General features: G+C 67.1%; 14 protein-coding genes and 1 pseudogene. 6 read left to right on the forward strand and 9 right to left on the reverse strand.

Features of this window, described 5'->3' with window-relative positions; all coding sequences use genetic code 11:
* Positions 1-3: 3 nt before the first annotated feature.
* The 4 genes from EO156_RS07145 to mgtE form a co-directional block, all read right to left on the reverse strand.
* On the reverse strand, positions 4-2,502 hold the full coding sequence (locus tag EO156_RS07145) for a ribonucleoside-diphosphate reductase subunit alpha (protein ID WP_003487314.1): 2,499 nt from the start codon (positions 2,500-2,502) through the stop codon (positions 4-6).
* Between the two features lie 1,049 nt (positions 2,503-3,551).
* Positions 3,552-4,595: a DUF475 domain-containing protein gene (locus EO156_RS07155; RefSeq protein ID WP_003487316.1), complete on the reverse strand. Its 1,044-nt coding sequence runs from the start codon at positions 4,593-4,595 to the stop codon at positions 3,552-3,554.
* 106 nt (positions 4,596-4,701) lie between these two features.
* A complete protein-coding gene (locus tag EO156_RS07160) occupies positions 4,702-7,410 on the reverse strand; it encodes a bifunctional acetate--CoA ligase family protein/GNAT family N-acetyltransferase (RefSeq protein ID WP_029829593.1) in 2,709 nt (902 codons plus the stop codon).
* 115 nt (positions 7,411-7,525) lie between these two features.
* Positions 7,526-8,893 (reverse strand): magnesium transporter, encoded by a 1,368-nt coding sequence (mgtE, locus tag EO156_RS07165; protein ID WP_005914809.1) that lies wholly within the window; start codon positions 8,891-8,893, stop codon positions 7,526-7,528.
* 611 nt (positions 8,894-9,504) lie between these two features.
* Here mgtE and EO156_RS07175 point away from each other — a divergent pair.
* Both EO156_RS07175 and EO156_RS07180 read left to right on the forward strand, forming a co-directional pair.
* Positions 9,505-10,331 (forward strand): annotated as a pseudogene (locus EO156_RS07175) (carbonic anhydrase family protein).
* A gap of 218 nt (positions 10,332-10,549) precedes the next feature.
* A complete protein-coding gene (locus tag EO156_RS07180) occupies positions 10,550-12,361 on the forward strand; it encodes a monovalent cation:proton antiporter-2 (CPA2) family protein (RefSeq protein ID WP_016849358.1) in 1,812 nt (603 codons plus the stop codon).
* Positions 12,362-12,687: 326 nt separating this feature from the next.
* On the opposite strand, the gene zwf is transcribed toward EO156_RS07180, so the two are convergent.
* From zwf to EO156_RS07205, 5 genes are all read right to left on the reverse strand, one after another.
* Positions 12,688-14,526, reverse strand: coding sequence for a glucose-6-phosphate dehydrogenase (gene zwf, locus EO156_RS07185; protein WP_016849359.1), 1,839 nt, complete (start codon positions 14,524-14,526; stop codon positions 12,688-12,690).
* On the reverse strand, positions 14,523-16,322 hold the full coding sequence (locus EO156_RS07190; RefSeq protein WP_016849360.1) for a glycoside hydrolase family 15 protein: 1,800 nt from the start codon (positions 16,320-16,322) through the stop codon (positions 14,523-14,525). The genes zwf and EO156_RS07190 overlap by 4 nt, the downstream gene beginning before the upstream one ends.
* Before the next feature lie 63 nt (positions 16,323-16,385).
* Positions 16,386-16,715 (reverse strand): low molecular weight phosphotyrosine protein phosphatase, encoded by a 330-nt coding sequence (locus EO156_RS07195; protein ID WP_016849361.1) that lies wholly within the window; start codon positions 16,713-16,715, stop codon positions 16,386-16,388.
* 26 nt (positions 16,716-16,741) lie between these two features.
* The gene (locus EO156_RS07200; protein WP_029829610.1) at positions 16,742-20,062 is read right to left on the reverse strand and encodes an ankyrin repeat domain-containing protein; all 3,321 of its coding nucleotides are present in this window, start codon (positions 20,060-20,062) and stop codon (positions 16,742-16,744) included.
* A complete protein-coding gene (locus EO156_RS07205; protein WP_003487326.1) occupies positions 20,055-20,315 on the reverse strand; it encodes a YcgL domain-containing protein in 261 nt (86 codons plus the stop codon). Before EO156_RS07205 ends, EO156_RS07200 begins: the two co-directional genes overlap by 8 nt.
* Before the next feature lie 219 nt (positions 20,316-20,534).
* Here EO156_RS07205 and EO156_RS07210 point away from each other — a divergent pair, with 219 nt between their 5' ends.
* The 4 genes from EO156_RS07210 to EO156_RS07225 are packed head-to-tail and all read left to right on the forward strand — an operon-like array spanning position 20,535 to position 24,944.
* Complete coding sequence (locus EO156_RS07210) at positions 20,535-21,734, forward strand: beta-ketoacyl-[acyl-carrier-protein] synthase family protein (protein WP_016850593.1); 1,200 nt, start codon at positions 20,535-20,537, stop codon at positions 21,732-21,734.
* Positions 21,734-22,507: a beta-ketoacyl synthase chain length factor gene (locus EO156_RS07215; RefSeq protein WP_029829611.1), complete on the forward strand. Its 774-nt coding sequence runs from the start codon at positions 21,734-21,736 to the stop codon at positions 22,505-22,507. Before EO156_RS07210 ends, EO156_RS07215 begins: the two co-directional genes overlap by 1 nt.
* Positions 22,504-23,325, forward strand: a complete 822-nt coding sequence (locus EO156_RS07220; protein ID WP_016850213.1) for a glycosyltransferase family 2 protein — start codon at positions 22,504-22,506, stop codon at positions 23,323-23,325. The genes EO156_RS07215 and EO156_RS07220 overlap by 4 nt, the downstream gene beginning before the upstream one ends.
* Complete coding sequence (locus EO156_RS07225) at positions 23,322-24,944, forward strand: NAD(P)/FAD-dependent oxidoreductase (protein WP_016850214.1); 1,623 nt, start codon at positions 23,322-23,324, stop codon at positions 24,942-24,944. The genes EO156_RS07220 and EO156_RS07225 overlap by 4 nt, the downstream gene beginning before the upstream one ends.
* The last annotated feature ends 199 nt before the right edge of the window (positions 24,945-25,143 follow it).

Here is a 25,143-nt window from a genome sequence, read left to right on the forward strand (position 1 = left end):
CGCTTAGCTACTGCACCACTCGCACTCACTGATGTCGATGTCGTTGGAGCGCACGTAGTACGTGGTCTTCAAGCCTTCGCGCCAGGCGGTCATGTGCAGGTCCAGCAGCGTGCTCGCACGGATGGTGCTGGGCACGTAGAAGTTGAAGCTGATCGATTGGTCCACATGCCGCTGGCGGCGCGCGTTCTGGCGCACGCTGGCGAACTGGTCGACCTTGTAGGCGCCCTTTTCGTAGTACGGCCAGGTCTCCAGCGACAGGCCGGGCGCGGCAACCGGGCGACGGAAGTCCTTCTTTTCTTCGTAGTAGAACGCGCTGTAGATCGGGTCGATGGAGGCGGTGGAACCGGCGATCTGCGCGGTGCTCATGTTCGGCGCCACCGCCAGCATCCAGGCATTGCGCACGCCATTGACCGCCACCTGCGCCGACAGCTCCAGCCATTGCGGGCTGTTGTAGTCGCGTGCACGGAAGTACTCGCCGTTGTGCCAGTCGCTGCCGCGGAACACGCTGTAGGTGCCCTTTTCCTTGGCCAGCTCCATGCTCGCCTGGATGGTCAGGTAGTTGATGCGCTCGTACAGCTCGTCGCTGTAGTCCTCGGCTTCCTTGGCATTCCAATGGATGCTCTTCTGCGCCAGCAGATGATGCCAGCCGAAGGTGCCAAGACCGATCGCGCGGTACTTCTGGTTGGTGATGGTGGCCTGCGGCACCGGCAACTGGTTCAGATCGATCACGTTGTCGAGCATCCGCACCTGGATCGGGATCAACCGCTCCAGCACGTCGGCGCCCAGCAGATCGGCCTGGTCGGCCTGCACGGTGATCGCGCGGCCCAGGTTGATCGAGGACAGGTTGCACACGACGAAGTCGCCCGCCTTCTTGGTCGTGACGATCTGATTGCCGCTGATGATCTCCTGCATCATCCGCGTCGGACTCATGTTCTGCAGGATCTCGGTGCACAGGTTGGACGAATAGACCATGCCCTCGTGCTTGTTCGGGTTCTTGCGATTGACTTCATCGCGATAGAACATGAACGGATTGCCGGTTTCCAGCTGGCTGACCATGATGCGCTTGAAGATCTCGATCGCCTTGACGGTCTTGCGCGTGATGCGCTCGTCGGCGACGACTTCTTCGTACTTGCGACGGAAGCTGCCGTTGGCGTCGCCCTTCTTCTCATCGAAGAAATCCTGCAGGTACCAACCCTTGATCCGCTTCACCTCGTGCGGGTCGAACAGGTACCAGTCGCCGCGGCGCTCGACCGCTTCCATGAACAGGTCGGGGATGCACACCGAGGTGAACACGTCGTGCGCGCGCAGGCGCTGGTCGCCGTTGTTCAGGCGCAGGTCCAGGAACGCCTCGATGTCGCGGTGGAAGATGTCCAGATAGACCGCGATGGCGCCCTTGCGCTGGCCCAGCTGATCCACCGACACCGCGGTGTTGTTGAGCTGCTTGATCCACGGCACCACGCCGCCGGACGAGTTGGACACGCCGCGGATCGCCGAACCGGACGAACGCACATAGCCCAGGTACGCGCCGACGCCGCCGCCGTGCTTGGATACGCGCGCCACGTCGGTATTGGAATCGTAGATGCCCTGCAGACTGTCGTCGACGGTGTCGATGAAGCAGCTCGAGAGCTGCCCGCCGACCTTGCCGGCATTGGCCAGGGTCGGGGTGGCCACGGTCATGTACAGGTTGGACAGCGCCCAGTAGGCCTCGCCGACCAGCTGCATGCGGCGCTCGCGGCTGCCCTTGCCGGTGCCGATCTCGTCCTGCATCAGGTACAGCGCGATGGTCAGCCAGCGTTCCTGCGGCAGTTCGAACACGCCGCGCGAGCTGTCGGTGGCCAGGTAACGCGTGGCCAGCAGGTACAGGCCGTTATAGGCGAACAGCTTGTCGCGCTCGGGCTCGATCATCTTGCCGGCTTCGATCAGCTCGTCCTTGGAATAGCGACGCAGGATGTCGTTGGAATAGACATTGCGGTCGGCCAGGCTTTCCTGCAGGCCGACGAACGAGCCGTACTTCTGGCTGGCGTCGTAGAAACGGTTGCGGCTGGCGCGCTTGTACAGGCGGCGCAGGTACAGACGCGCAGCGAAGTGCTCCCATTCCGGGGTGGTCAGATCGACACGGGCTTCGGCCTCGCGGATCAGGTGGTCGACCAGGTCGTCGGCGTTGACGCTGTCCTTGCGCTCGACGAACCCGAACACCGAGCGCTTGTAGTCGGCCACGTCCAGCTGCGGGAACTCGGCATGGATCTGGTCGATGGCGCGATCCAGGCGCTCCGGCTCGAACGGAATCTTGCGATTGCCCGCTTCCTTCGTGATCCAGGTGGAGACGTTTTGTTCTTCGATGGTCTGTGCGTGCATTGCAATGGCTTGGCGGGGAGGCGGCACGATGTCCGACGGGTCGGTCAATTCCGGCGCGCCGCAGGCGGGCGCGGCAACGCTGGCGGGAACGCTGGTGGGTGTTGCGGTACCGGCGGCGATCGCGGAAAGGGTGTCGTTGGTGGTCATGCGTCCTCCATGCGTAGGCACACGAACCCGCTCGGGACGGGCTGCGACCGGATCCGGATTCCCTGGACAGCGATGGCGGTGCGGGACGAGCGGCACGCAAGACAGCAGTCTGCGGCGCATCGCCATCACCAGCCATCTCCTTCCCGGAGATTCCACGGCCGCCACCGCGCGGTGTGCTGTCGCGTGGTGGTCGGTGGCGAAGCAACCGCGGCGCAACAAGACCACGCCGCCAACTCCAGGCAACGCCCGGATGGCTGTAGTCATAGATGCGACCGCGGCAGGGAGACCGGTTCGACCGCGGCCCTGCCGCGATACGTGCTCCCACTGGTCCGGCCGCCTTGTGCGACCAACCACCGACTCCCCCAAGATAGTGGGGTGCCGGTGAGGGGTCAACACCAAATGTAGGAAAATCCGGAAAACCCTTACAGCACAAAGCACTGTCTGACGAACGGTCGATGCGGCTCCCTGGAACCCGCCAAATTGGTTGCGCAGTCAAGACCCAAACCGGCAATTCTGTCGATACAGTTGGGTCTGGTTGGGTGTGCCGAGACACCCATCAAGGCGGAAGCTGGTCACGGTTGACCCTGACTGCCTCAGGCGGCACCGCACGCCTGGGGCGCTGCTCCGACCCCGGCAGTGGGAGCACTCGCCACTGCCGAATCCAGGTCGAGTGCGCGGCGCCTTCACCGCTCGCGGGACACGCCGTGAACCCGTCCCTGGGGGCTCGGTGGCGGCATCCATGCCGCCACACGGTCCCGCAATCGGCGAGGACACCGCACCAGAAAGATGGCTGGCCGCTTTGTTGAAAACCATACAGACCGACCAGCTCGACGGGTCCTTGCCCGCCCACAGTCGCGGGACCTCACGCGGCATGGATGCCGCGTAAGAGCCTACCCGGACGTACTTGCGGCGTGTCCTGCGATGGCGGGCGGGCACGGGCCCTGCAGCCAAGCGACAGAACTAGCGACGCCCGCCCGATGGCCAGCAAGGCGCTGTCAGCCGCTCTCGAGTGAACGGCGTGACGCCTTGCGCGCTGCCCGTGCGCAAGATCAGATCTCGGTCGGCCCGATGTGGTGACGCTTGCGGTAGCGGATCGACGACCACACCGAGGCGGCGATGAAGGCCACGCCGATCAGGCCGGTCAGCACCTCCGGCACGTGGTAGACCGTGCCCACCAGCATGATGATCGCCAGCACGCCGATGGCGTAATGCGCGCCGTGCTCCAGGAACACGAACTCGTCCAGGGTGCCCTTGTGCACCAGGTAGACCGTCATCGAGCGCACGAACATCGCGCCGATCGCCAGGCCCAGCATGATGATCACCACGTCGCGGGTGATGGCGAAGGCGCCGATCACACCATCGAACGAGAACGAGGCGTCCAGCACTTCCAGGTACAGGAAGGCGGCGATGCCCGAACGCTTGGCCGGGCCCATGCTGCCGTCTTCGCTCTCTTCGGCCTCGAACAACGCATCCACGCTGCCGACCAGCAGATACAGCAGGATGCCGCCCAGGCCTGCGAACAGCACGCTCTGGAAGATGCCGTCCGGCAGGAACAGCTTGGTGCCCAGCAGCACCGACACCGCCACGATCACCGACATCGCATCGGCCTTGCCCAGCTTGCCGACCAGCCGCTCCACCGGGCCTAGCCAGTGCAGCTTGCGCTCCTGGTCGAACAGGAAATTCAGGAACACCAGCAGCAGGAACATGCCACCGAAGGCGGCGATGGAGGGGTAGTTATCGGTCAGCACCTGGCTGTAGCGGTCCGGCTCCTTCAGTGCCATCTGCATCACCGGCACCAGGCCCATGCCGGTGGCCACCGACACGATCACGATCGGGAACACCAGGCGCATGCCGAACACGGCGATCAGGATGCCCACGGTCAGGAACAACTTTTGCCAGAACGCGTTCATGTGCTTGAGCACGCCGGCGTTGACCACCGCGTTGTCGAACGACAACGACACTTCCAGCACGCTCAGCACCAGGCACAGCCACAGCGCCTGCCAGATCCCCATCGATGAGGTGTGGCCCCACCACGCAGCCAGGCCCAGGCAGATGGCGGCGACCAACAACGACATTCTGAAATCGCGAAACATTGACACTCCCAGGCGGGCCGAGACGACAGCCGGAGCAATAGGCCAGGGCGAGGCCCGGCAGATCCGGCGTGCGGTGGAGGATGGGGGACCGCGGCGTGACGCAACGTCAGGCCGGGCGCGGCTCGCCCATTATAGGGAGTGTCACCGCCATCAGGGTTGCATCGTCCGGATCCGGGCGCACGCCAAAGCCCAGGCTCTGGCACATCGCCAGCATGGTGCGGTTCTCGCGCAGCACCTGGCCTTCGATCTGCTTGAGGCCCAGCCAGCGCGCGTACTCGATCATGATGCGCATCAGCTGCCAGCCGATGCCGTGGCCCTTGAGGTCCGAGCGGATCAGGATGCCGTACTCGCCGCGCTGGTAATCGGCGTCGGCGTGCAGGCGCACCGCGCCGAGCATGTCGCCGGTCCTGGGGTCGATGGCCACCAGCGCGATGGAGCGGGCGTAATCGAGCTGGGTCAGCCGGGCGATGAATTCATGGCTGAAATGCTTCACCGACTGGAAGAAGCGCAGGCGCAGGTCTTCGTCGGTGACGCGGGCGAAGAAGGCGCGGAACAGCGCGTCGTCTTCCGGGCGCACCGGGCGCACCAGCGCATGGGTGCCATCGCCCAGGCCGATCTGACGCTCCCATTCCTTGGGGTACGGGAAGATCGCAAAGCGCGGATGGCCGCGGCCCTTGTGCAGCTTGCGCGCCGGCGCCACCGCCACGCGCGCGTCCAGCGCAATCACGCCGTCGCGGTCGGCCAGCAGCGGGTTGATGTCCAGCTCGGTGATTTCGGGGATGTCGGCCGCCAGCTGCGCCAGCTTGACCAGCACCAGCGCCACCGCACGCTCGTCGGCGGCCGGCACGTCGCGGTAGGCCTTGAGGATGCGCGAGACGCGGGTGCGGCCAATCAGCTCGTGGGCCAGGCGCAGGTCCAGCGGCGGCAGGGCAAGCTCGCGGTCGTTGATGACCTCCACCGCGGTGCCGCCGCGCCCGAACACGATCGCCGGACCGAACACCGGGTCGTCGGCAATACCGGCGATCAGTTCGCGCGCCTTCGGCCGCAGCACGGTGGGCTGCACGATCACCCCTTCGATCGCCGCAGTGGGATGCGCAGCGCGCGCACGCGCCAGGATGCCAGTGGCCGCTTCGCGCACCGCCGCCACGCTGGACAGGTTCAGGCGCACGCCATCCACGTCGGACTTGTGCGCGATCTCGCTGGACAACACTTTCAATGTCACGGTGCGGCCGACTGCCAGTAACGGGTCGGCCAGCAATGCGGCCTCGTTGGCGGTGGAGGCCACCTGCAGCGGCACGATCGGGATGCCGTAGGCGGCCAGCAGGCGGTTGGTGGCGACCGGATCCAGCCAGCGCCGGCCGGCCGCCAGGGCCTCTTCCACCAGCGTCCGCGCGATGCCGGCATCCACAACGAAGTCTTCCGGCAGGCTGGGCGGGGTCTCCATCAGCGCCGCCTGCGCCTCGCGGTAACGCACCAGGTGGGTGAAGCCGCGCACTGCGTCCGATTCGGTGGCATAGGTGGGCACGCGCGCGGCATTGAGCGCGGCAATCGCCGCATCGTCCTGGCCCAGCCACACCGCAAACACCGGTTTGTCGCGCTGATAGCGGTTGCGCTGGTCCAGCGCGCGGGTCAACGCCTTGGCCGCATCGGCCGAGGAGGTGAACGCGGTGGGCACATTGACCACCAGCAGCGCGTCGTTTTCCGGATCGTCCAGCAGCGCTTCAATCGCCGCGGCATAGCGCGCGCCGTCGGCGTCGACAATGATGTCGACCGGGTTGCTGCGCGACCAGCCTTCCGGCAGCGATTGATCGAGTTTTTCCAGCGTCTTGGGCGACAACTCGGCCAGGGTGCCGCCACGCAACACCAGTTGATCCACCGCCAGCTGCCCCACCCCGCCGCCGTTGCTCAGGATGGCCAGGCGCCGGCCCGGGAAACTGCCGAGCCTGCCCAGGGTTTCGGCGGCGGCGAACAGCTCGTCCAGCGCACCCACCCGCAACAATCCGGCGCGCGCGAACGCGGCGCCATACACCGCATCCGAGCCGGCCAGCGCCTGCGCGTGGGTGTCGGCATTGGGATTGATGCGGTACTGGCGGCCGGATTTGACCACCACAACAGGCTTGGCACGCGCGGCGGCACGTGCGGCCGACATGAACTTGCGCGCATCGCCGATGCGTTCGACGTACAGCAAAATCGCGCGGGTGCGGTAGTCGGTGGCGAAGTAGTCGAGCAGATCGCCGAAATCCACATCCAGCGTATCGCCCAGCGACACCACCGCCGAAAACCCGACCGAGCGCGCCACGCCCCACTCCACCAGCGCGGCGGCAATGGCGCTGGATTCGGAAATCAGCGCCAGATCGCCGGCCTGCGGGCAATGCGCGGCGATGCTGGCATTGAGTCGCGCATGCGGGGCGATCACGCCCAGGCAGTGCGGGCCGAGGATGCGCATACCTTTGGCGCGCGCGGCCGCTTCCATGCGTGCGGCCGGCGAGCCGGGACCGCTGCCCAAACCGGCAGTCAGGATGATCGCCGCGGCCACACCACGCCGCGCGGCGATGGAGACGATGCGCGGCACGATGCGCGCCGGCGCGGTGATCACCACCAGGTCGGGCACCCACGGCAGATCGGTCAGCCGCGCCACCGTGCGCACGCCGTCGATCTCGCTATAGCGCGGGCTCACCCAGCCGATCTGGCCAGGAAAGCCGGCTGCGCGCAGGTTGCGCACCACCGCCCGCCCGGCCGAACGATCACGCGGGCTGCCCCCCACCACCGCCACGGTGCTAGGACGAAAGACCTGCTGCAGGTGGTACGTACTCATCGGACGGGGGACGCGAATGCCATCGCACTACGGTACACGCACTGGCGTTTCAGGGCATGGGGTGACGGATGCATGCGCACATGCATGCATCCGTGATTACCCGGTCGCGATGCCTCTACAACAATGTGCCGCTCAAGATCAGCGCGGCGATGCTGAAATAAATCACCAGGCCGGTGACATCCACCAGCGTGGCGACGAACGGCGCCGAGGCGCTGGCCGGGTCGAATCCGAAGCGTTGCAGCACGAACGGCAGCATCGAGCCGGACAGCGAACCGAAGGTGACGATGCCGATCAGCGCCGCGCCGATGGTCAGCGCCACCATCTGCCAGTGCGGGCCATAGTCGTACAGGCCGGCGGTCTGCCAGATGGTGATGCGCACGATCGCCAGCACGCCCAGGATCGCGCCCAGGGTCAGGCCGGTGGGCAGTTCGCGCAGCGCCACTTTCCACCAATCGCGCAGGCGGATTTCGCGCAGCGCCAGCGAGCGGATCAGCAGCGAGGTGGCCTGCGAGCCGGAGTTGCCGCCCGAGCTCATGATCAGCGGGATGAACAAGGTCAGCACCACCGCCTTGGACAGCTCGTCCTCGAAGTGCTGCATCGCGCTGGCGGTGAGCATTTCGCCCAGAAACAGCACGCTCAACCAGCCGGCGCGCTTCTTGATCATCTGGCCGAAGCCAATCTGCATGTACGGCTTGTCCAGCGCTTCCATGCCGCCGAACTTGTGCACGTCTTCGGTGGATTCGGCGATGAGCGCGTCGAGCACATCGTCCACGGTGACGATGCCGAGCACGTGGCCGCGCGCATCCACCACCGGGATCGCCAGCAGGTCGTGGCGACGGATCAGCCGCGCCACTTCTTCCTGGTCCAGTGCCGGGTCCACGGTGACCGGGGGATTGACCTGCGCCACGTCCAGGATCGGCGCCTCCGGCGCGCCGGTGATCAGGCGGCGCATGGTCACCACCTGCTGCAGCACGCGGGTGTGCGGGTCGAGCAGGTAAATCGCGTAGACGGTCTCGCGGCTGCGCTCCACCTCGCGGATGTGCTGCAGGGTGCGCCCCACCGTCCAGTCCGACGGCACGGCCACGAACTCGGTGGTCATCAGCGCGCCGGCGGTGTTGGGCGGATAGCGCATCAGCGCCTGGATCGACAGCCGCGCCTCGGCACTGAGCAGCCACAGCAGCGGCTGGCGCTGTTCGGCATCCAGGCCATGGAAGATGTCGGTGGCGCGGTCGTCGGCCATCTGCCCGAGCAGCGAGGCGGCCTGCTCGGCCGGCAGCGACGCCACCAGCGTGCTGGCATCGCGCAGCTCCGGCTGTTCGAGCAATTTCACCGCACGCAGCAAAGGCAACGCGGCCAGCACCTGCGCCGCTTCGTCGCGATCGAGGGTGTTGAGATATTCCACCGCATCGGCCGTGTTGAGCTCGGCCAGGGGTGCGGTCAGTGCATCGGCGCCTTCGGCAAGGCGCAGGATTTCGTCGTACATGGTGGTTCGCCTGGTGACGACCGTCGTCGATGACAGCAGGCGAACCTGGGCCTCAGGCGCGCGCCAGCTGGGTCATCGACCCGGGTCTAGGGTGACTGTCGCTGGACATGGGTAAGGGCTCCAAAGGTGCGTACCGACCGGTGATCCGGGCGATGGCGCGGCGCAGTCTGCGCGCCTGAGTCGGCTTGGTCAATGCCCTGCGCGCAGGCCGCTTAGAGCGTGTTATGCACATTGCGATGAGATGCGTTGGTGGCCAGCGGTGCGCAGCGGGTGCCGCGTGGCGCCGGCTTGGCTGACGCCAACGCAAGCCGCGCGGCGCGATGTGGGGCGTGCCGGCGCTCGGGGGTGCGCAACGTTGCGGCCAGGCCCGGGATACATGCGTGGCGAAGCCCAGCGCCTGCCGGGCCAGCGTTTTGGCGGATGCCGATGCACCGTTGCCGTGGCGCCGCTGGCCGCCGCGACAGCGCCGCGCAACCGCCTGTCGCCGCGCCGTGCTGAGAGTCACACGTCATTGCTACAGTCCGCTTCCCGCAACGCCTGGCGCGTTGCTTTTCCGCCATGGCATCGGCCATCGCATCCACGCAGTGCGTTTTTTCTTCCGGAGTTTGTGCATGCCCGCTTCCAGGTCGCTTCTGTCACGTCGCATCAGCCCGCTGTGCCTGTGCATCGCCGCCGGCTGGGGCGCGGTGGGCATGGCGCAAACCGCACTGCCCGAAAGCGAGCCGGTGGAGGCGACGAGACCGCGCCGCACACCGGACACGAATGGGGCTACACCGGTCCGGAAGGTGCCGAGCATTGGGCCGAGCTGGCCAAGGAAAATGCGCTGTGCGGCAATGGCCAGCAAAACAGCCCCATCGATCTGAAAGGCGCCATCGACGCCAACCTGGGCACGCTGCTGCTGAGCTACAGCGCCGTGCCGCTGGTCGTGCGCAACACCGGCCATTCCATCCAGCTGGATCTGCACGATGGCGGCAGCATGGCGACCGGCGGCAAGCAGTATCAAGCCTTGCAACTGCACTTCCATCACCCCAGCGAGCATCTGTTGAACGGCCGTCGTTTCCCGATGGAAGCGCACCTGGTGCATCAGGGCCCGGACGGAACGCTGGGTGTGCTGGCGATCTTCTTCGAAACCGGCAAGGCCAACACGGCCTTCCAGCGGGTGCTCGACGCCATGCCCAAGGACAAGGATCAGACCCGGCAGGTCGCCAACGCGACGGTGAGCGCCGAGGCGTTTCTTCCGCCGAGCAATCAACGCAGCTTCTATCGCTACGAAGGCTCGCTGACCACGCCGCCGTGCAGCGAAACGGTGGACTGGGTGGTGCTCAGCCAGCCGGTGCAGGTCTCGGAGGCGCAGATCAACGCATTCGAACGCGTGTACCCGTTCAATGCACGCCCACTGCAGCCGCTGGACCGGCGTTTTCTGCTTAAAAGCCACTGATTGCTCGCGCGGTGTGTCGACCGTGCGCGGCGTGTCACGCACCGCCTGCGCACCGACCGTGCGGGCGCGGGCGGTGCCGGACTGATCCGCGCGCACAGCCGCAGATAGGTGCCGGGCCGCATCGCGCAGCCGCGCATCGCCGCCGTGCAGATGGCACACGCGTGCGCGCAGGCCAACGGACCTGCGCGGCATAATGCATGCCTCAATGGAGAGTACGCATGCATAGCGGTGGTCTGGAACTGGCCTTGGTGCTGATGCTGGCCGCCATCGTGGCAGTGCCGGTGTTCAAGCGCTTCGGCCTGGGCGCGGTGTTGGCCTACCTGGTCGCCGGCGTGGTGCTCGGGCCCGATGGCGCGGGTGTCGTGCAGGATGCCGAACGCATCACCGGCGCGGCCGAGATCGGCGTGGTGATGCTGCTGTTCGTGATCGGGCTGGAACTGTCGCCGGCGCGTCTGAAGGTGATGCGCCATTCGGTGTTCGGCGCTGGCGCCACCCAGGTGCTGGTGACGGCGGTGATCCTGGGCGGTTTGTTGATGGCAGCCCAGCTGGGCTGGAAGAGCGCGTTGATCGTCGGCGTGGCGCTGGCGCTTTCATCCACCGCGGTGGGGCTGCAATTGCTGGCCGAACGCAAGGCGCTGAGCAGCGACTACGGACGGCTGGCGTTTGCCATTTTGCTGTTCCAGGATTTGATTGCGATCCCGTTGCTGGCGGCCATCCCGTTGCTCGGCGGCAGCAAGAACGCAACGCTCCAATGGCAGGACGTGGCCAAGGCGGTGGCGGCCCTGGCGCTGGTGATCGTGTGCGGGCGCTTTGTGTTGCGTCACCTGTTCAACGTGGTGGCGCGTACGCGCATGCCGGAAGTGTTCACCGCCAGCGCCTTGCTGGTGGTGCTGGGCACCGCCTGGATCATGCAGGAGGCCGGACTGAGCGCCAGCCTGGGCGCCTTCATCGCCGGCGTGTTGCTGGCCGATTCGGAGTTCCGCCACGAACTGGAATCGCAGATCGAACCGTTCGAAGGCTTGCTGCTGGGCCTGTTCTTCATCTCGGTGGGCATGGGGATCGATCTCCACCGCGTGGTGGCCGAGCCGTGGTTGATCGCAGCCGGCGTGGCGATATTGCTGGTGGTGAAGTTCTCGCTGCTGGTCGGCATCGGCAGCGTGGCCAAGCTGCCGCTGCGCAGCAGCCTGATGCTGGGCAGCGTGCTGTGGCTGGGCGGCGAATTCGCCTTCGTGGTGTTCAACGAAGCCGACCGCGTGGGCCTGCTGGAACCGGCCAATCACGATCGGCTGGTGGCCATCGTCGGCGTGTCGATGGCATTGACCCCGCTGTTGCTGCTCGGCATGCAACGCATCCTCAACGGACCGCTGCGTGCGCGCGCACCCAAGACCGATCGCCCGTTCGACACCATCGATGCGCAGACCCCCAAGGTGCTGGTCGCCGGCATGGGCCGCTTCGGCCAGGTGGTCGCGCGCCTGCTCACCGCACGGCATGTGCCGTTCGTGGCGCTGGAACACAACCCCGACACGGTGGAAGACCTGCGTCGGTTCGGCAGCCAGCTCTATTACGGCGATCCCACCCGCCCCGAGCTGCTGCGCGCTGCCGGTGCCGAGCGCATCAAGGTGTTCGTGATCGCGGTGGACGACCCGGAAACCAACATCAAGACGGTGCGACTGATCCGTCGCCTGTACCCGCAAGCCACCGTGCTGGCGCGTGCACGCAACCGCCAACACGCCTGGAAATTGATAGACCTGGGCGCAGAACCGTTCCGCGAGGTATTCGCCTCCAGCCTGGAGCTGAGCGAGCGCGTACTCACCTCGCTCGGCCTGGGCGAAGCCCTCGCACACGATCACGTCAAACGCTTCCGCCAGCACGACGAAGACCTGCTGCGCCGCCAGCACCTGGTCTACGACGACGAAGCCAAGGTCATCCAGACCTCGCGCGATGCACGTGCCGACCTGATGAACCTGTTCGAAGCCGACGTCAGGGCGGATGTGGATGGGGAACCTGCACCCACCCTGCGGGAACGTTGAGCTCTTCCGTAGGAGCGCGCCTGCGCGCGACCAGGTGTTTACCGGCAGAGTCCCGTCGCGCGCGGGCACGCTCCTACGCGGATGTGGTGCACCGGTCGTCAGCGGTAACGACGCAGTCGTTGCCTCGGCGACGACCTGCACGCGATCGTTCGATTGCCTCAAAATCATAATCCGATGCGGATGGCGAGCCCCCACCAACCACACATAATCGCTGCGCTGTTCGTAGGGAGCGTGCCTGCGCGCGCCCCGGGCGTTACCGGCAAAGCACGTCGCGCGCAGGCACGCTCCTACGTGGCGCTGCGGCGGCTGTAGGCCGCTCGCCTCGGTCAGCGGCGTGGCGTGCGCGCCACGGTCTTGCTGGCCGACTTCTTCGCTGCGCCCTTGCCTGCCGCGGTTTTGCCGGCGGTCTTTGCGACCTTGCCGGTTACGCGTTTGCTCACGGCCTTCCTGGCCGCGCTGCTAGGCGACGTAGCCGCATCCTGCGATGGTCTTGCTGAAGCCGCAGATGCGCGTCTGGCTGGCGCCTTGGTGACCTTCTCGGCCGGCGCCTTGGCGGCCTTCTTGGCAGATTTGCCGGTGGTTTTCTTAATCGGCGCGGCAGCGCCAGCACGCGCTTCCGGCGGACGGCGCGGTGGCGGCTTGCGCCCTGGGGTGAGTGCGCGCCAGGCGTGTCCGCCATTCATTGCCAGTAGTGCATCGGCAGCCGAAGGGCCGGCGCTGCCGGCGGCGTAATTGGGGAAGTCGCTTGGGGGTTGTTTCCATGCATCCAGGATCGGTTGCACGATGCGCCATGCGCCTTCCACCATGGCCGCATCCTGGAACAAGCCGGCTTCGCCGTTCATGCAGTCCTGCAGCAGGCGCTCGTAGCCCACCGTGTATTCCTTGGGGAACCAGTCGCGGTAACGGAAGTCCATGCGCACCGGTGCCAGTGCCACCTGCGCGCCCGGGCGCTTGACGTCGAACTGCAGCGAGATGCCCTCGTCCGGCTGGATATGCAGCACCAGCCAGTCGGGGCCGTAGCCGCCCACCTCGGTGCTGCGGAAGGGCGCCAGCGGTGCCGGCTTGAAGCGAATGGCGATCTCGGTCGTGCGTTCGCGCAGGCGCTTACCGGTGCGCAGGTAGAACGGCACGCCGGCCCAGCGCCAGGTGTCCACCTGTAGCTTCATCGCCACATAGGTTTCGGTGTCCGAATCGTCGGGCACGGTGTCTTCTTCGCGATAACCCGGCACCGCATTGCGATTGACCGCACCGGAGGCGTATTGCCCGCGCACCACGTCTTCGGGTTTGATCGGGCGCACCGCTTCGATCACTTCGGCGCGACGGCGATGCATCGCCTCGGTGGTGAAGGCCGCTGGCGGCTCCATCGCAATCATCGCCAGCAGCTGGAACAGATGGTTCGGCACCATGTCGCTCAGGCAGCCGGTGGGGTCGTAGAACCGTCCGCGCCCTTCCACTCCGATGGTTTCGGCCGCGGTGATCTGCACATGGTCGATGCGGTCGCGGTTCCACACCGGTTCGAACAAGCCATTGGCGAAGCGGAACGCGAGAATGTTCTGCACGGTTTCCTTGCCCAGGAAATGATCGATGCGGAACACCTGATCCTCGTGCAGCACCTTGGCGACCGTGGCATTGAGGTGCTGGGCGCTGGGCAGATCGTGGCCGAAGGGTTTTTCCACGATGACCCGGCGCCAGCCTTCGCCTTCGCGCTGCTTGACCAGGCCAGCCTCGCCCAGGTTGAGCAATACCGGCTCGAAGAAGCGCGCGGCGGTGGCCAGATAGAACAGCACATTGCCCTGCGTGCCGTAGCGCTTGTGCAGCTTGTCCAGCACGCCGCCCAGCGATCGATAGGCTCCCTGATCGGTGAAGTCGCCGCGCAGGTAATGCATGCGTTCGCGCAGCCAGTCCCAGGTGGCGGTGTCGAATTCGTCGGTCTGGAATTCGGCATCGCGGCTGCTGAGCAGCTGCGTCATCGACTGCCCCATGTTGGTCCGCCACGCACGCTCGCTGATGTCGCCATGGTCCATGCCGACAATGGCGAAATCATCGCCCAGCGCACCGGAACGGCGCAGGTTGTACAGCGCCGGCATGACCAGGCGCTTGGTCAGATCGCCGCGTGCGCCGAACACCACGATGATGCACGGCGGTGTGGTTGCTTGCTCACTCATGGATGCGTTTCCTTTTCGCCCATGCGTCCATGCAGGCGCAGTGCCGCATTGACCAGGGCCACGTGGGAATACCCTTGCGGGAAGTTGCCGAGCATGCGTTTGCTGCGCGGGTCGTATTCTTCGGCGAGCAGGCCCACGTCGTTGCACAGCCCGAGCAGGCGTTCGAGCAGCGCACGCGCCTGGTCGGTGCGGCCGATCAAGGCATAATTTTCCACCAGCCAGAAACTGCAGGCCAGGAAGGTGCCTTCGCCGGCCGGCAGGCCGTCGGCGCTGTCGTCGGCGCGATAGCGCTCGACCAACCCGTCGATGGTCAGATCGCGCGCGATCGCATCGACAGTTGCGGCGATGCGCGGATCGTCCGGCGGCAGAAAGCCCACGATGGGAATCAGCAGCAGCGAGGCATCCAGCCGATCCGAGCCATAGCTCTGCACGAAGTGGCCGTCCGGGTGCACGCCTTTTTCCAGCACTTGCGCGCGGATTTCTTCGGCAATGCGGCCCCAGTGCGCGCGTTTTTCAGCCTCTGCGTTGGTGATGCCGTCGCGCGCGCCGCAGTCGAAGGCCAGCCAGGCCATCACCTTGGAATGCACGAAGTGGCGGCGCTCGTCGCGGATTTCCCAGATGCCTTCGTCAGGTTCGCGCCAGAGGGTTTCCAGCGTTTCCAGAATCTTTTCCAGCAGCGATGCAGACGAACCGTCATCGTCCGACGGCAGGCCCACGCCCTTTTCGCGTGCGTAATGAAACGCACCGATCAACTCGCCATACACATCGAGCTGGAACTGATCCACCGCGCCGTTGCCGATGCGCACCGGGCCGGAATGTTCATAGCCGGGCAACCAGTGCGCTTCCCATTCCTGCAAGCGGCGTTCGCCGGCAATGCCGTACAGCGCCTGCAATTGATCCGGCGAACCGGCAATGGTGCGTTGGACCCAATCGCGAAATGCCGCCGCTTCGTCGCGGTACCCGGCCTGCAGCAACGCGATCAGCGTGAACACCGAATCGCGCAGCCAGCAGTAGCGATAGTCCCAGTTACGGGTGCCGCCCAGATGCTCCGGCAACGAGGCAGTGGGCGCGGCGACGATGCCGCCGGTGGGCAGATAACTCAGCCCCTTCAGCACCACCAGCGAGCGGCGCACCTGCTCGGTCCATGGCCCGACATCGGTACAGCGGCGCGCCCAGCCGTGCCAGAACGCGGTGGTGCGTTGCAGTGCCTGTTCGGCGTCGATCAAAGGCGGCGTGGCTTGATGGGATGCGCCGTGGCTGAGCAGGAACCAGGTGCTTTGCCCTTCGCGCAGGGTGAAGTCGGTTTCGGTGCCCAAGTCCTGGCCGCGCAGCGTCTGCGGCGAACGCAATGCCAGTTGATCGGGGCCGGCGATGGCGCGGATACCATCGACGATACGCGTCACCCATGGCACGGTGCGGCCGTAGTTGAAGCGGAAGGTCAGGCGCATGTGCATGGGCACGCTGCCCTGCACGCAGCGCACGATACGCACCAGATGCTGATGGACTTCGCCGTTTTCGCTGGCGACCATGAAGTCGATCAGTTCCACCGTGCCGCTGTCGGTGATCATGCGCGTGCACAGCACCAGACTATCGTCCTGGTAGGCGCGCTCGGTACGGAAGTCGGCGGCCGGCGACAACGCCCATTGCCCGTGTTGTTGATCGCCCAGCAACGCAGCGAACACCGCATCGGAATCGAAGCGTGGCAGGCACAGCCAGCCGATGGTGCCGCGGTGGTCGACCAGGGCCGCGCTGTGGCAGTTGCCCAGCATGGCGTGATCCTCGATACGCACGCTCATTGGGTGGGCGCTTCCTTCCGGCGAAAGAACGCGCAGTCTTGCATGGGCCGTGTCGGGATCAGGTTACGACTGCGCCGGTAGGCCCAGCAGCGGTGGCACCGTGTGTTCCAGGCGGCGTACCAGGGACGGATCCATGTATGCATCGTCGTCGGGAATGTGCAGACAGATCACCCGGCAATGGCGCAGGTGCGCGGCGAAGCGTTGACGCAGCAACTGCAGATGGCGGCGTTCCATCACCAGCACCCCCTGCGCTTCCTGCAACAACTCCGGGGTGACCTGCACGCCGGCATCTGCAGCCAGCCCGGCCGATTGCGCCTGCACGCCGGGCCAGTCGGCGAGCACGCGCTCGGCGGTGGGGCTGCGAAGGCGGTTACGGCTGCACACGAACAGCACCGGCAGCGGTTACCCGCCGCGCTGGCTCAGCGGCCTTCGCGCAGGAAGCGCGCCATCGAAGAGACGCCCGGCAACGCCGGTTCGAATTGGCCGGCCACATCGATGAAGCCGCGCATGATGGCGATCTCGCGTGGGGTGCGGTTGAGCGCATCGCGGCGGTCGGCATCGGCGCCGGCCCGCAACAGGCGCTGCACCAGCAGCGGCAGGCCGTGCAGTGCAGCCAGATGCAGCGGGCCGAAGCCGCGCTGGTCGGCCACGTCCAGCGAGACATCCTCGTCGAGCAGGCGTTCGACGCCGGCCAGCACCACCTGCTCGTCGCAGGAGGTACCCGGTTCGGCACGCGCGCCCAGCAACAGCAGCAACGGGCTGACCCGGCCACCGGCCAGGTAGTCCGGGTCGGCGCCGGCCAGCAGCAAGGTGTCCAGCAGAGCCAGCAGGCGGTTCTTGTCGCGCGCGGTAAAGCCGTACAACGCCGCGCAATGCAGCGGCGCCAGCCCCTGATTGTCGGTGGCGTGCACGTCGGCCGCGGCGGTGAGCAGGCGCGCCACGATGTCCGGCAGGCCCAGCGCGCAGGCCAGCATCAGCACGGTGACCCCGCCCGGCAGGCGGTGCTCGATCTGCGCACCGGCGTGCAGCAGTGCGGCCACGATCTCGGTCTGCCGCATGCTCACCGCCGCCGACAACGGCGTTGCGCCGCTATTGGCCGCGCGCTGCGGATCGGCGCCGCGGCCGAGCAGGTGCGTCACCACGCCAAGATGGCCACCACCGGCCGCACGCAGCAGCGCGGTGCAGCCTTGGGCGTCGACGGCGTCGACGGCGAGGCCGAGATCGATCAGGCGACGCACCGCATCGGTATCGCCGGTCATCGCAGCGGCCGGCACATCCGCTTCGCGCAGCGTGCGGCGCGGCAGCGACCAGATGCGCCAATCCAGCCAGTCGGCCAGATCGCGGCGGCCGATCGACAGCGCCACGCCCAGTGGGGTCTGCCCGTCGGCAGCGCGCGCTTCCGGCGAGGCGCCCTGCTTGACCAGCAGTTTCAGCGAGGCGTCGCGGCCCAGTGCGGTGGCCAGATGCAGGGCGGTCATGCCGTGGCTGTCGCGCGCCTCGCGGTCCACGCCATGTTCCAGCAACCAGTGCTGCAGACGCAGCCAGCCCAGCCGCACCGCCAGCGACAACGGCGGATCGCCGGCGGCCGACGGAGCGAAGGGGTCGGCGCCGCGTTCGAGCAGTTCCAGCGCGAACTGTTCCAGCCCGCGCGATGCCGCATCGTGCTGCACGCAGGCACTCAGCAGCCGGGTCAGGCCACCGGCGCCTGCCGGCGAGACGCCATGCCGCAGCAACGCCTGCAGCGCCGGTACCGCCTCCACGCCGCGCGAGAGCAGCGCAAACATCGGGACATCGCCGCAGGCGTCGCGCACTTCGGCGTCGGCGCCGTGGCGCAGCAGCCAGTCGACCGCCTCGGCGTTCAAGGCCAGATGCGCGTCGTGCAGCAGGCCGCCCAGTTCGTCCGGGGCGCATAGCCGCGCCAGCGCGACCAAGCCGTCGCGCTGCCCGAGCTGCAGGCCTTCGCGCAGCAGCACCAGCGGCGGGCGATCAGGCAGGACGGCAGCGCCAGGCGTGTCGCCCTGCGCGTCGCTGACCGCGGCCGGCAACGGGTAAGCGGGATCGAGCAGTTGCACGATCGCCCAACGTCCGGCCTCGGCGGCCACATCCACCGCGCGACGGCCATGCGCATCCACGCTGTCGGCAGGCACCTGCAGGTCCAGCAGGCGGCGGATCAGCGCCGGCGAGACGTTGTCGGCGGCGCAGGCCAGCATCAATGCGTTGCGGCCGTCGCCATCGATGGCCAGCACATCGGCCTTGCGCGCGACCAGGCGTTCGAGCACGGCGCTCCGTGCCTGGCGCGCGGCATCCAGCCACGGCGTACGGCCCAGCAGATCGCGTGCTTCCAGATTCGCCCCGGCCGACAACAGCGCCTCGACGATGTCGCCGTGGCCGGCCAGCGCGGCTTCGTGCAGCGCACTGCGACGCTGGCGGTCGCGCGCATCCACACGCGCCTTGTGCTTGAGCAGCAACTGCACGCCGGCCGGGTCGTCTTCTTCGGTACCGGCTGCCGCCAGCAGCACCGGGGCGCCGCCCTCCGGCTCCGACTGCGCGCCGCGCTCCAGCAGGAATTTGGCCAGCCGCCAGTTGCCGACCTGGCAGGCCATCGCCAACGGCGAATGGCCTTCGTTGTTGAGCGCGTCGAGCTCGGCGGCGGCATCGCGCAACAGCGCGGCCACGCCCGGGTCGGAACTGCGCACGGCGTGATGCAAGGGGGTGTTGCCGTCGTTGTCGCTGGCGCGCGGATCGGCGCCGTTGGCCAGCAAGGTCATCACCGCATCCGGGCGGCCGTGCCAGCTGTCGCGGGTGGCGGCCAGCAAGGGGGTCATGCCGCGATGCGGTTGATTGACGTCGACGCGGCGCACGATCAACTCACGCAGCAGGCGCAGATCCGGCAGTACGGCCGCCAGCGCCGGCAGGCTGCGTTGATCGCGCCATTCCGGCAGCGGCAGCGCCTGCGGGTCGGCACCGGCCTCGAGCAATTGCAGCGCGCGGTCCACCCGGCCACTGCGCGCGGCCTCGAAGAGTTCAGGCACCAGCTGATGCTGGGCCACCGGTTCCAGCGGGCGCGGTTCGGCGGCGGCTTCGGAAAAGAAATCGGCGGCCTGGCGCGTCTGTGGCGCATCGCTGCGCATGGGTGCGGGGGTGCGTTGCAGCAGCAGATGGGCCACCGGCAACAGCACGCAGGCGGCCACCGCCAAGCCCCAACGCAGGCCGCCGGACAACCAACCCGGCCAGGCCAGCACCACGGCCAGGGTGCACATCGCCAGCACCAGTGCAGCCGCCAGCAGGCCGCGCCAGGCATGCAATTCCTGCGCAGCCAGCGCCTGCCAGCGTGGCGCCAGCGCACCACCGTCGCGTTCCACCTCGCCCCACAACGGCCAGGTCCGCCACAGCCCCAGCAAGGCTGCGCTGACTGCCACGCTCAGCGCCAGCGCGGCAGCCAGGCTGCCGCTGTCGCGCAGGGCGGTCAGCGGCCAGCTGATCAGCGCCGCCAGTGCCAGCAGGCCCACGCCCCAGATTGCCAGCAACGGCGGCAGCGCCTGCGCGATCGCGCGCGGCTGGCCCGGCACTGCGCGCGTCCCACGCGCCCACGACACCGCCAGCGCGAACGCCGGCTGCGCCAGCCACAGGCTCAGCGCAGCAACCGCACCGCCAATGCCACCGAGCAGGCAGAGCACCACGCCAGCCGCACCGGCCAGCGCTGCGGCGCGCATCCGTGCGCCACGCACAGGTTCAGTCATAGTCGCACTCGCCTGCGAGCACGATGGTTTTGGGCAATTGCAGATAGAAGCCGTGCTTGCCCAGCGCCTCGCGCACCGTGGCCGCATCGGCCTGCGCCAGCCGGCGCTCGGGTGTCAACGCCACATCCAGCACGAACGTAAACGGCGCCAGCTGCGCCTGCACGGCAGCAGGAAGACCGGAGAAATCGTCGCGTGTGGCGAGATAGACGAAGGTGTCCTGCTTGCGTTGGCTTTTATAGACGTAGGCGTGCATGCGCGCGTGGTCGCGCTCGGAAGAGAGATGTGTCGCGTCGATTGTGTCGCAATTGCGGCGACGGCGAAAGCGCGGCCTGTGCGAAAAATCCCAGCCGCGTCAGCGACATGACTGTGACGTTCAGTTGCGCCGTCCACGGGACCCACGCGCGCCATCGATATACTGGCCGCACTTTTTGCCAGCCAGACCATCGTGAGCCAAGCGCAGCATTCGTCCCAGATGGCCCCGGTTGCCGTCACCGCGTTCACTTCCACCACCGCGCTCGGCGCCGGGCTCGCCGCCCAGGCCGCCGCGTTGACCGCTCGCCGCAGCGGCCTGCGTCGCAACGATTTCGGCCCGCAACCGCTGCTGCCCTGCTGGGTTGGCCGCGTCGATGGCGTTGAAGACGTTGTACTGCCCGATTCTCTGCAAGAGTGGGATTGCCGCAACAACCGCCTGGCCTGGCAGGCCCTGCAGCAGGACGGGATGGCGCAGGCCGTGCAGGCCGCTGCGCAACGTTACGGCGCCGAGCGCGTGGCGGTGATCATCGGCACCTCCACGTCCAGCATCGGCGCCAGCGAAGAAGCGTATACGCGGCTGGTCGACGACGCCGACGGTGCGCGCTTTCCCGAGGATCTGAATCGCCCGATCGTGCACACCCCGCATTCGCTGGGCGATTTCGTGCAGCACGCCACCGGCCTGCGTGGCCCGTGCGTCACCGTGGCCACGGCCTGTTCGTCCAGCGCCAAGGTGTTCGCCCAGGCGGCGCGGCTGATGGATGCCGGCGTGATCGATGCGGCGCTGGTCGGCGGCGTGGACACCTTGTGCGGCAGCGTGCTGTTCGGCTTCAACTCGCTGCAGGTGGTGGCGCCGGAGATGTGCCAGCCGTTCGATGCACGCCGGGTCGGCCTGAGCCTGGGCGAGGCCGGCGGCTTTGCGCTGCTCGAACGCCCGGCCGCCGCACCGGATGCCACGCTCTGGCTGTACGGCTACGGCGAATCCAGCGACGCGCACCATATGTCGGCCCCGCATCCGCAAGGGCTGGGCGCGCAGCTGGCGATGCGCGGTGCGCTCGACCGCGCCGGTCTGGAGCCAGCCGCGGTGGGCTATCTGAATCTGCACGGCACCGCCACGCCGGCCAACGACAGCGTGGAAGCCGCCGCAGTGGCAGCGATCTTCCCCGGCACCTTGCACGCCAGTTCGACCAAGGCCTGGACCGGCCACACCCTGGGTGCGGCGGGCATCGTCGAATCGGTGATCGCACTGCTCGCGCTGCGCGACGACGTGCTGCCCGGCACGCTCAACAGCGATATCCCCGACCCGGCCTGTGGCCCGCAAATCCGCTTCGACAACGCCCATGCCCGCATCGACTACGCCATGAACAACTCTTTCGGTTTTGGCGGCAACAACTGTTCGCTGCTGTTCGGGCGGGCCCGCTGATGCTGGCCGCGACCATCGAAGGGATCGGCTTCTGGACCCAGGGTCTGCCCAACTGGGACGCTGCCAGCGCCTTCGCACGCGGCGGCGCGCTGCAGGACACCCCCGCCCGCCCGGCGCCGCAGCTGCTGGCCGCCAACGAGCGCCGCCGCGCGCCGGACACGGTGGCCGTGTCGCTGGAAGCTGCGCTGGCCGCCTGTGGCGCCGCCGGCCGCGATCCGGCCAGCCTGCCGTCGATCTTTACCTCTACTTACGGCGATCTGGCCATCTCCGACTATATGTGCACCACGCTGGCCAGCGACCCGTTGGCGATTTCGCCAACGAAGTTCCACAACTCGGTACACAACGCCGCAGCCGGCTACTGGACCATCGGCGCCGGCGCGATGACCCCGGCCACGGCGATGAGCGCCAGCCTGGGTAGCTTCGCGCAGGGCCTGCTGGAAGCGCTGGTGCAGCGCGCTGCCGGCGCGCAGGCCGTGCTGCTGGCCAGCTACGACGCCCGTTCGGTCGGGCCGCTAGGGCGCGTCGCCCCCAGCCTGGGGCTGCTGGGTAGCGCATTGGTGCTGGGCACGCCCGGCCAGGCCGGCAAGCCGCAGCTGCACGCACATCTGGACGACGGCGCTCCCTCGCCCGGCGATGGCGCGCTGTCGCGCCACATCGCCGGCAATGCAATGGCGCCGATGCTGCCGCTGCTGGACCTGTTGGCCGGCAATGGCGGCAGCGTGGCGCTGTATGCCGCACCGGGCCGGGTGCTGCGCGTGGAGGTCCGGCAATGAGCCGGCAACCGCTGAGCCGCGAGGACACCGCCATCCTGGTGCCGGCCTTGAACGAGGCGCTGCGCATCCGCGAAGTGGTCACCGACGCGCTGATCTATTGCTCTCACGTCATCGTGATCGACGACGGCTCCGACGACGGCACCGCCGAGTGCATCGCCGGCATGCCGGTGACGCTGATCCGTCACCCGCAGCGCATGGGCAAGGGCGCGGCGCTGCGCAGTGGCTTTGCGCAAGCACAGCGTCTTGGCATGCGCGCGGTGATGACCATGGACGGCGACGGCCAGCACAAGGCGGCCGATTTCCCGCGCCTGCTGGCCGCCGCCAACCGCCACCCGGGCTGCGTGATCGTCGGTGCGCGCATGCGCAAGCGCGCCACCCAGCCCACCATCCGCCGCATCGGCAACGATTTCGGCGACTGGGGCATTGCCTGGGGGTGCGGCTTCCGCTTGATCGACAGCCAAAGCGGCCAACGGTTGTATCCGGCCTCGGTGTTCACCCTGCCCAACGTGCCCGGCGAGGGCTTCGTGTTCGAAGCGCAGCTGCTGATTTCGGCCGCGCGCCAGGCCGGCGCGCGCGTAGTCGCCGTGCCGATCGAAACCCGCTACGCCGGTACCTCGCCTGGCACCTTCCGCAAGAGCCATTTCCGGCTGGTTCGCGACCTGTGGAATATCACCTCGCACGTGGTCAAACAGGTGTGGGCATACGGCCATGTGTGGCGCGAATATCGCCGCGTGCGCGCCAACCCGGTGATCGTTGACGATCCCGATGGCGAATTTGCTACTGTCCCTGCGGTTACCAAGAGCAATCACTCCTCATGAATGCACAGCGCGCCGATGTCGTGATCACCGGGGGTGGCCTGGCCGGCCTGAGCCTGGCCTTGCAACTGAAGCAGCGCGATCCGGAGCTTGCCATCACCGTGCTGGAACGGCGCGCGCATCCGGTCCGCGAAGCCGCGTTCAAGGTCGGCGAATCCACGGTGGAAATCGGCGCACATTATTTTGCCGACGTGCTGGGCCTGCGCGAGCATCTGGAGTCCGAGCAGATCCGCAAGTTCGGGTTTCGCTTCTTCTTCTCCGACCAACGCCACGACATCGACCGCTGCACCGAACTGGGCGTGAGCAAGATCCTGCCCACGCCGTCCTGGCAGATCGACCGCGGCCGCTTCGAAAACTTTCTGGGCGAGCGTGCGCGTGCGCAGGGCATCGCCTTCTTCGACAGCTGCAGCGTCAAGGGCGTGGACCTGTCCGAAGACGACACCGACCACGCCGTGCGCTTCGAACGCGATGGCACGCCGGGCACGCTGGGTGCGCGCTGGGTGGTGGATGCCAGCGGACGCGCCGGCCTGCTCAAGCGCAAGCTCGGCCTGGCGCAGGACAACGCGCACAACGCCAATGCCGTGTGGTGGCGTGTGGAAGGCCTGATCGACCCCAACGGCTGGTCGCAGGACAGCAGCTGGCTGCAACGCTGCACGCCGCCGGACCGCTGGCGTTCGACCAACCACATGTGCGGGCCGGGCTACTGGTTCTGGCTGATTCCACTGTCCTCGGGTGCGCATTCGCTGGGCATCGTCTGCGATGCGGACCTGCATCCGCTGGAGAGCATGAACACCCACGAGAAGGCGATGACCTGGCTGCGCACGCATCAGCCGCAGGTGGCCGCCACGCTCGACCAGGCCGATTACCGGCTGCAGGACTTTCTGTTCCTGCGCAACTTCTCCTATGGCTGCAAGCAAGTGTTCTCGTCGCAGCGCTGGGCACTGACCGGCGAAGCGGGAGTATTCCTGGACCCGTTCTATTCGCCCGGCAGCGACTTCATCGCCATCTCCAATACCTACATCTGCGAATTGATCGGCCGCGACCGCGCCGGCAAGTCGCTCAGCCCGTACGTGGAGCTGTACCAGCAGCTGTATTTCTCGTTCTACGAAAACACGCTGACGCTGTATCAGGATCAGTACGCGCTGTTCGGCGACGAGCAGGTCATGCCGGTCAAGGTGATCTGGGATTACACCTATTATTGGTCGTTGCTGGCGCCGCTGTTCTGCAGCGGGCGCATCGCCCATCTCAGTCTGCTCTCGCGCATGAAGAACGACTTCCTGCACGCGCGCGACATGAACCTGGCAATGCAGCAGGTACTGCATGCATGGGGCGTGCGCAATGCCGCCCAGGGCATCGCGGCCGGCAGCGGACGGCTGCTGGACCAATACCTGATCGGCTGGTTCAACGAACTCAATGGCGCCTTGAACGACACGCTCGACGATGATGCGTTTGTCGCACGCATCCACGGCAATGTCGCGCAGATGGCGGTACTGGCGCGCGAGATCCTGCAACAGGCACGTCAACGCTACCCGGACCTGCCCGACTACGGCCTGGAGTCATTGACTGCCGGCGCCAACGGCGAGGCGATTCTTACCGCGACCTGGTACGCCGACGCGGCGTGAGCTTTAGAGCAGCTACACGGCAAGTTGGCATGACCTGCGCTTCCTTGGCCCTCGCATGATGCGCCACCGCGATCGGGTCATGAAAATAAAAGAGACTGGAAGCCGAGCCAGCAGTTGCTCGTGAGCATGCACACCGCAATCATCCAGACTGGTCCTTGCCGGCTCGCCGGCGCGGGACCTTACGCGGCATGGATGCCGC

The organism is Xanthomonas sp. DAR33341 (assembly GCF_003992815.1).
Classification (GTDB): Bacteria; Pseudomonadota; Gammaproteobacteria; order Xanthomonadales; family Xanthomonadaceae; genus Xanthomonas; species Xanthomonas cissicola.

Excerpts from the sequence above, each read along its gene's own strand:
- mgtE (WP_005914809.1), bottom strand. The coding sequence starts at position 8,893 with ATGTACGACGAAATCCTGCGCCTTGCCGAAGGCGCCGATGCACTGACC.
- EO156_RS07160 (WP_029829593.1), bottom strand. The coding sequence starts at position 7,410 with ATGAGTACGTACCACCTGCAGCAGGTCTTTCGTCCTAGCACCGTGGCG.
- EO156_RS07225 (WP_016850214.1), top strand. The coding sequence starts at position 23,322 with ATGAATGCACAGCGCGCCGATGTCGTGATCACCGGGGGTGGCCTGGCC.
- EO156_RS07180 (WP_016849358.1), top strand. The coding sequence starts at position 10,550 with ATGCATAGCGGTGGTCTGGAACTGGCCTTGGTGCTGATGCTGGCCGCC.
- EO156_RS07190 (WP_016849360.1), bottom strand. The coding sequence starts at position 16,322 with ATGAGCGTGCGTATCGAGGATCACGCCATGCTGGGCAACTGCCACAGC.
- EO156_RS07145 (WP_003487314.1), bottom strand. The coding sequence starts at position 2,502 with ATGACCACCAACGACACCCTTTCCGCGATCGCCGCCGGTACCGCAACA.
- EO156_RS07210 (WP_016850593.1), top strand. The coding sequence starts at position 20,535 with ATGGCCCCGGTTGCCGTCACCGCGTTCACTTCCACCACCGCGCTCGGC.
- zwf (WP_016849359.1), bottom strand. The coding sequence starts at position 14,526 with ATGAGTGAGCAAGCAACCACACCGCCGTGCATCATCGTGGTGTTCGGC.
- EO156_RS07205 (WP_003487326.1), bottom strand. The coding sequence starts at position 20,315 with ATGCACGCCTACGTCTATAAAAGCCAACGCAAGCAGGACACCTTCGTC.
- EO156_RS07215 (WP_029829611.1), top strand. The coding sequence starts at position 21,734 with ATGCTGGCCGCGACCATCGAAGGGATCGGCTTCTGGACCCAGGGTCTG.
- EO156_RS07155 (WP_003487316.1), bottom strand. The coding sequence starts at position 4,595 with ATGTTTCGCGATTTCAGAATGTCGTTGTTGGTCGCCGCCATCTGCCTG.
- EO156_RS07220 (WP_016850213.1), top strand. The coding sequence starts at position 22,504 with ATGAGCCGGCAACCGCTGAGCCGCGAGGACACCGCCATCCTGGTGCCG.
- EO156_RS07200 (WP_029829610.1), bottom strand. The coding sequence starts at position 20,062 with ATGACTGAACCTGTGCGTGGCGCACGGATGCGCGCCGCAGCGCTGGCC.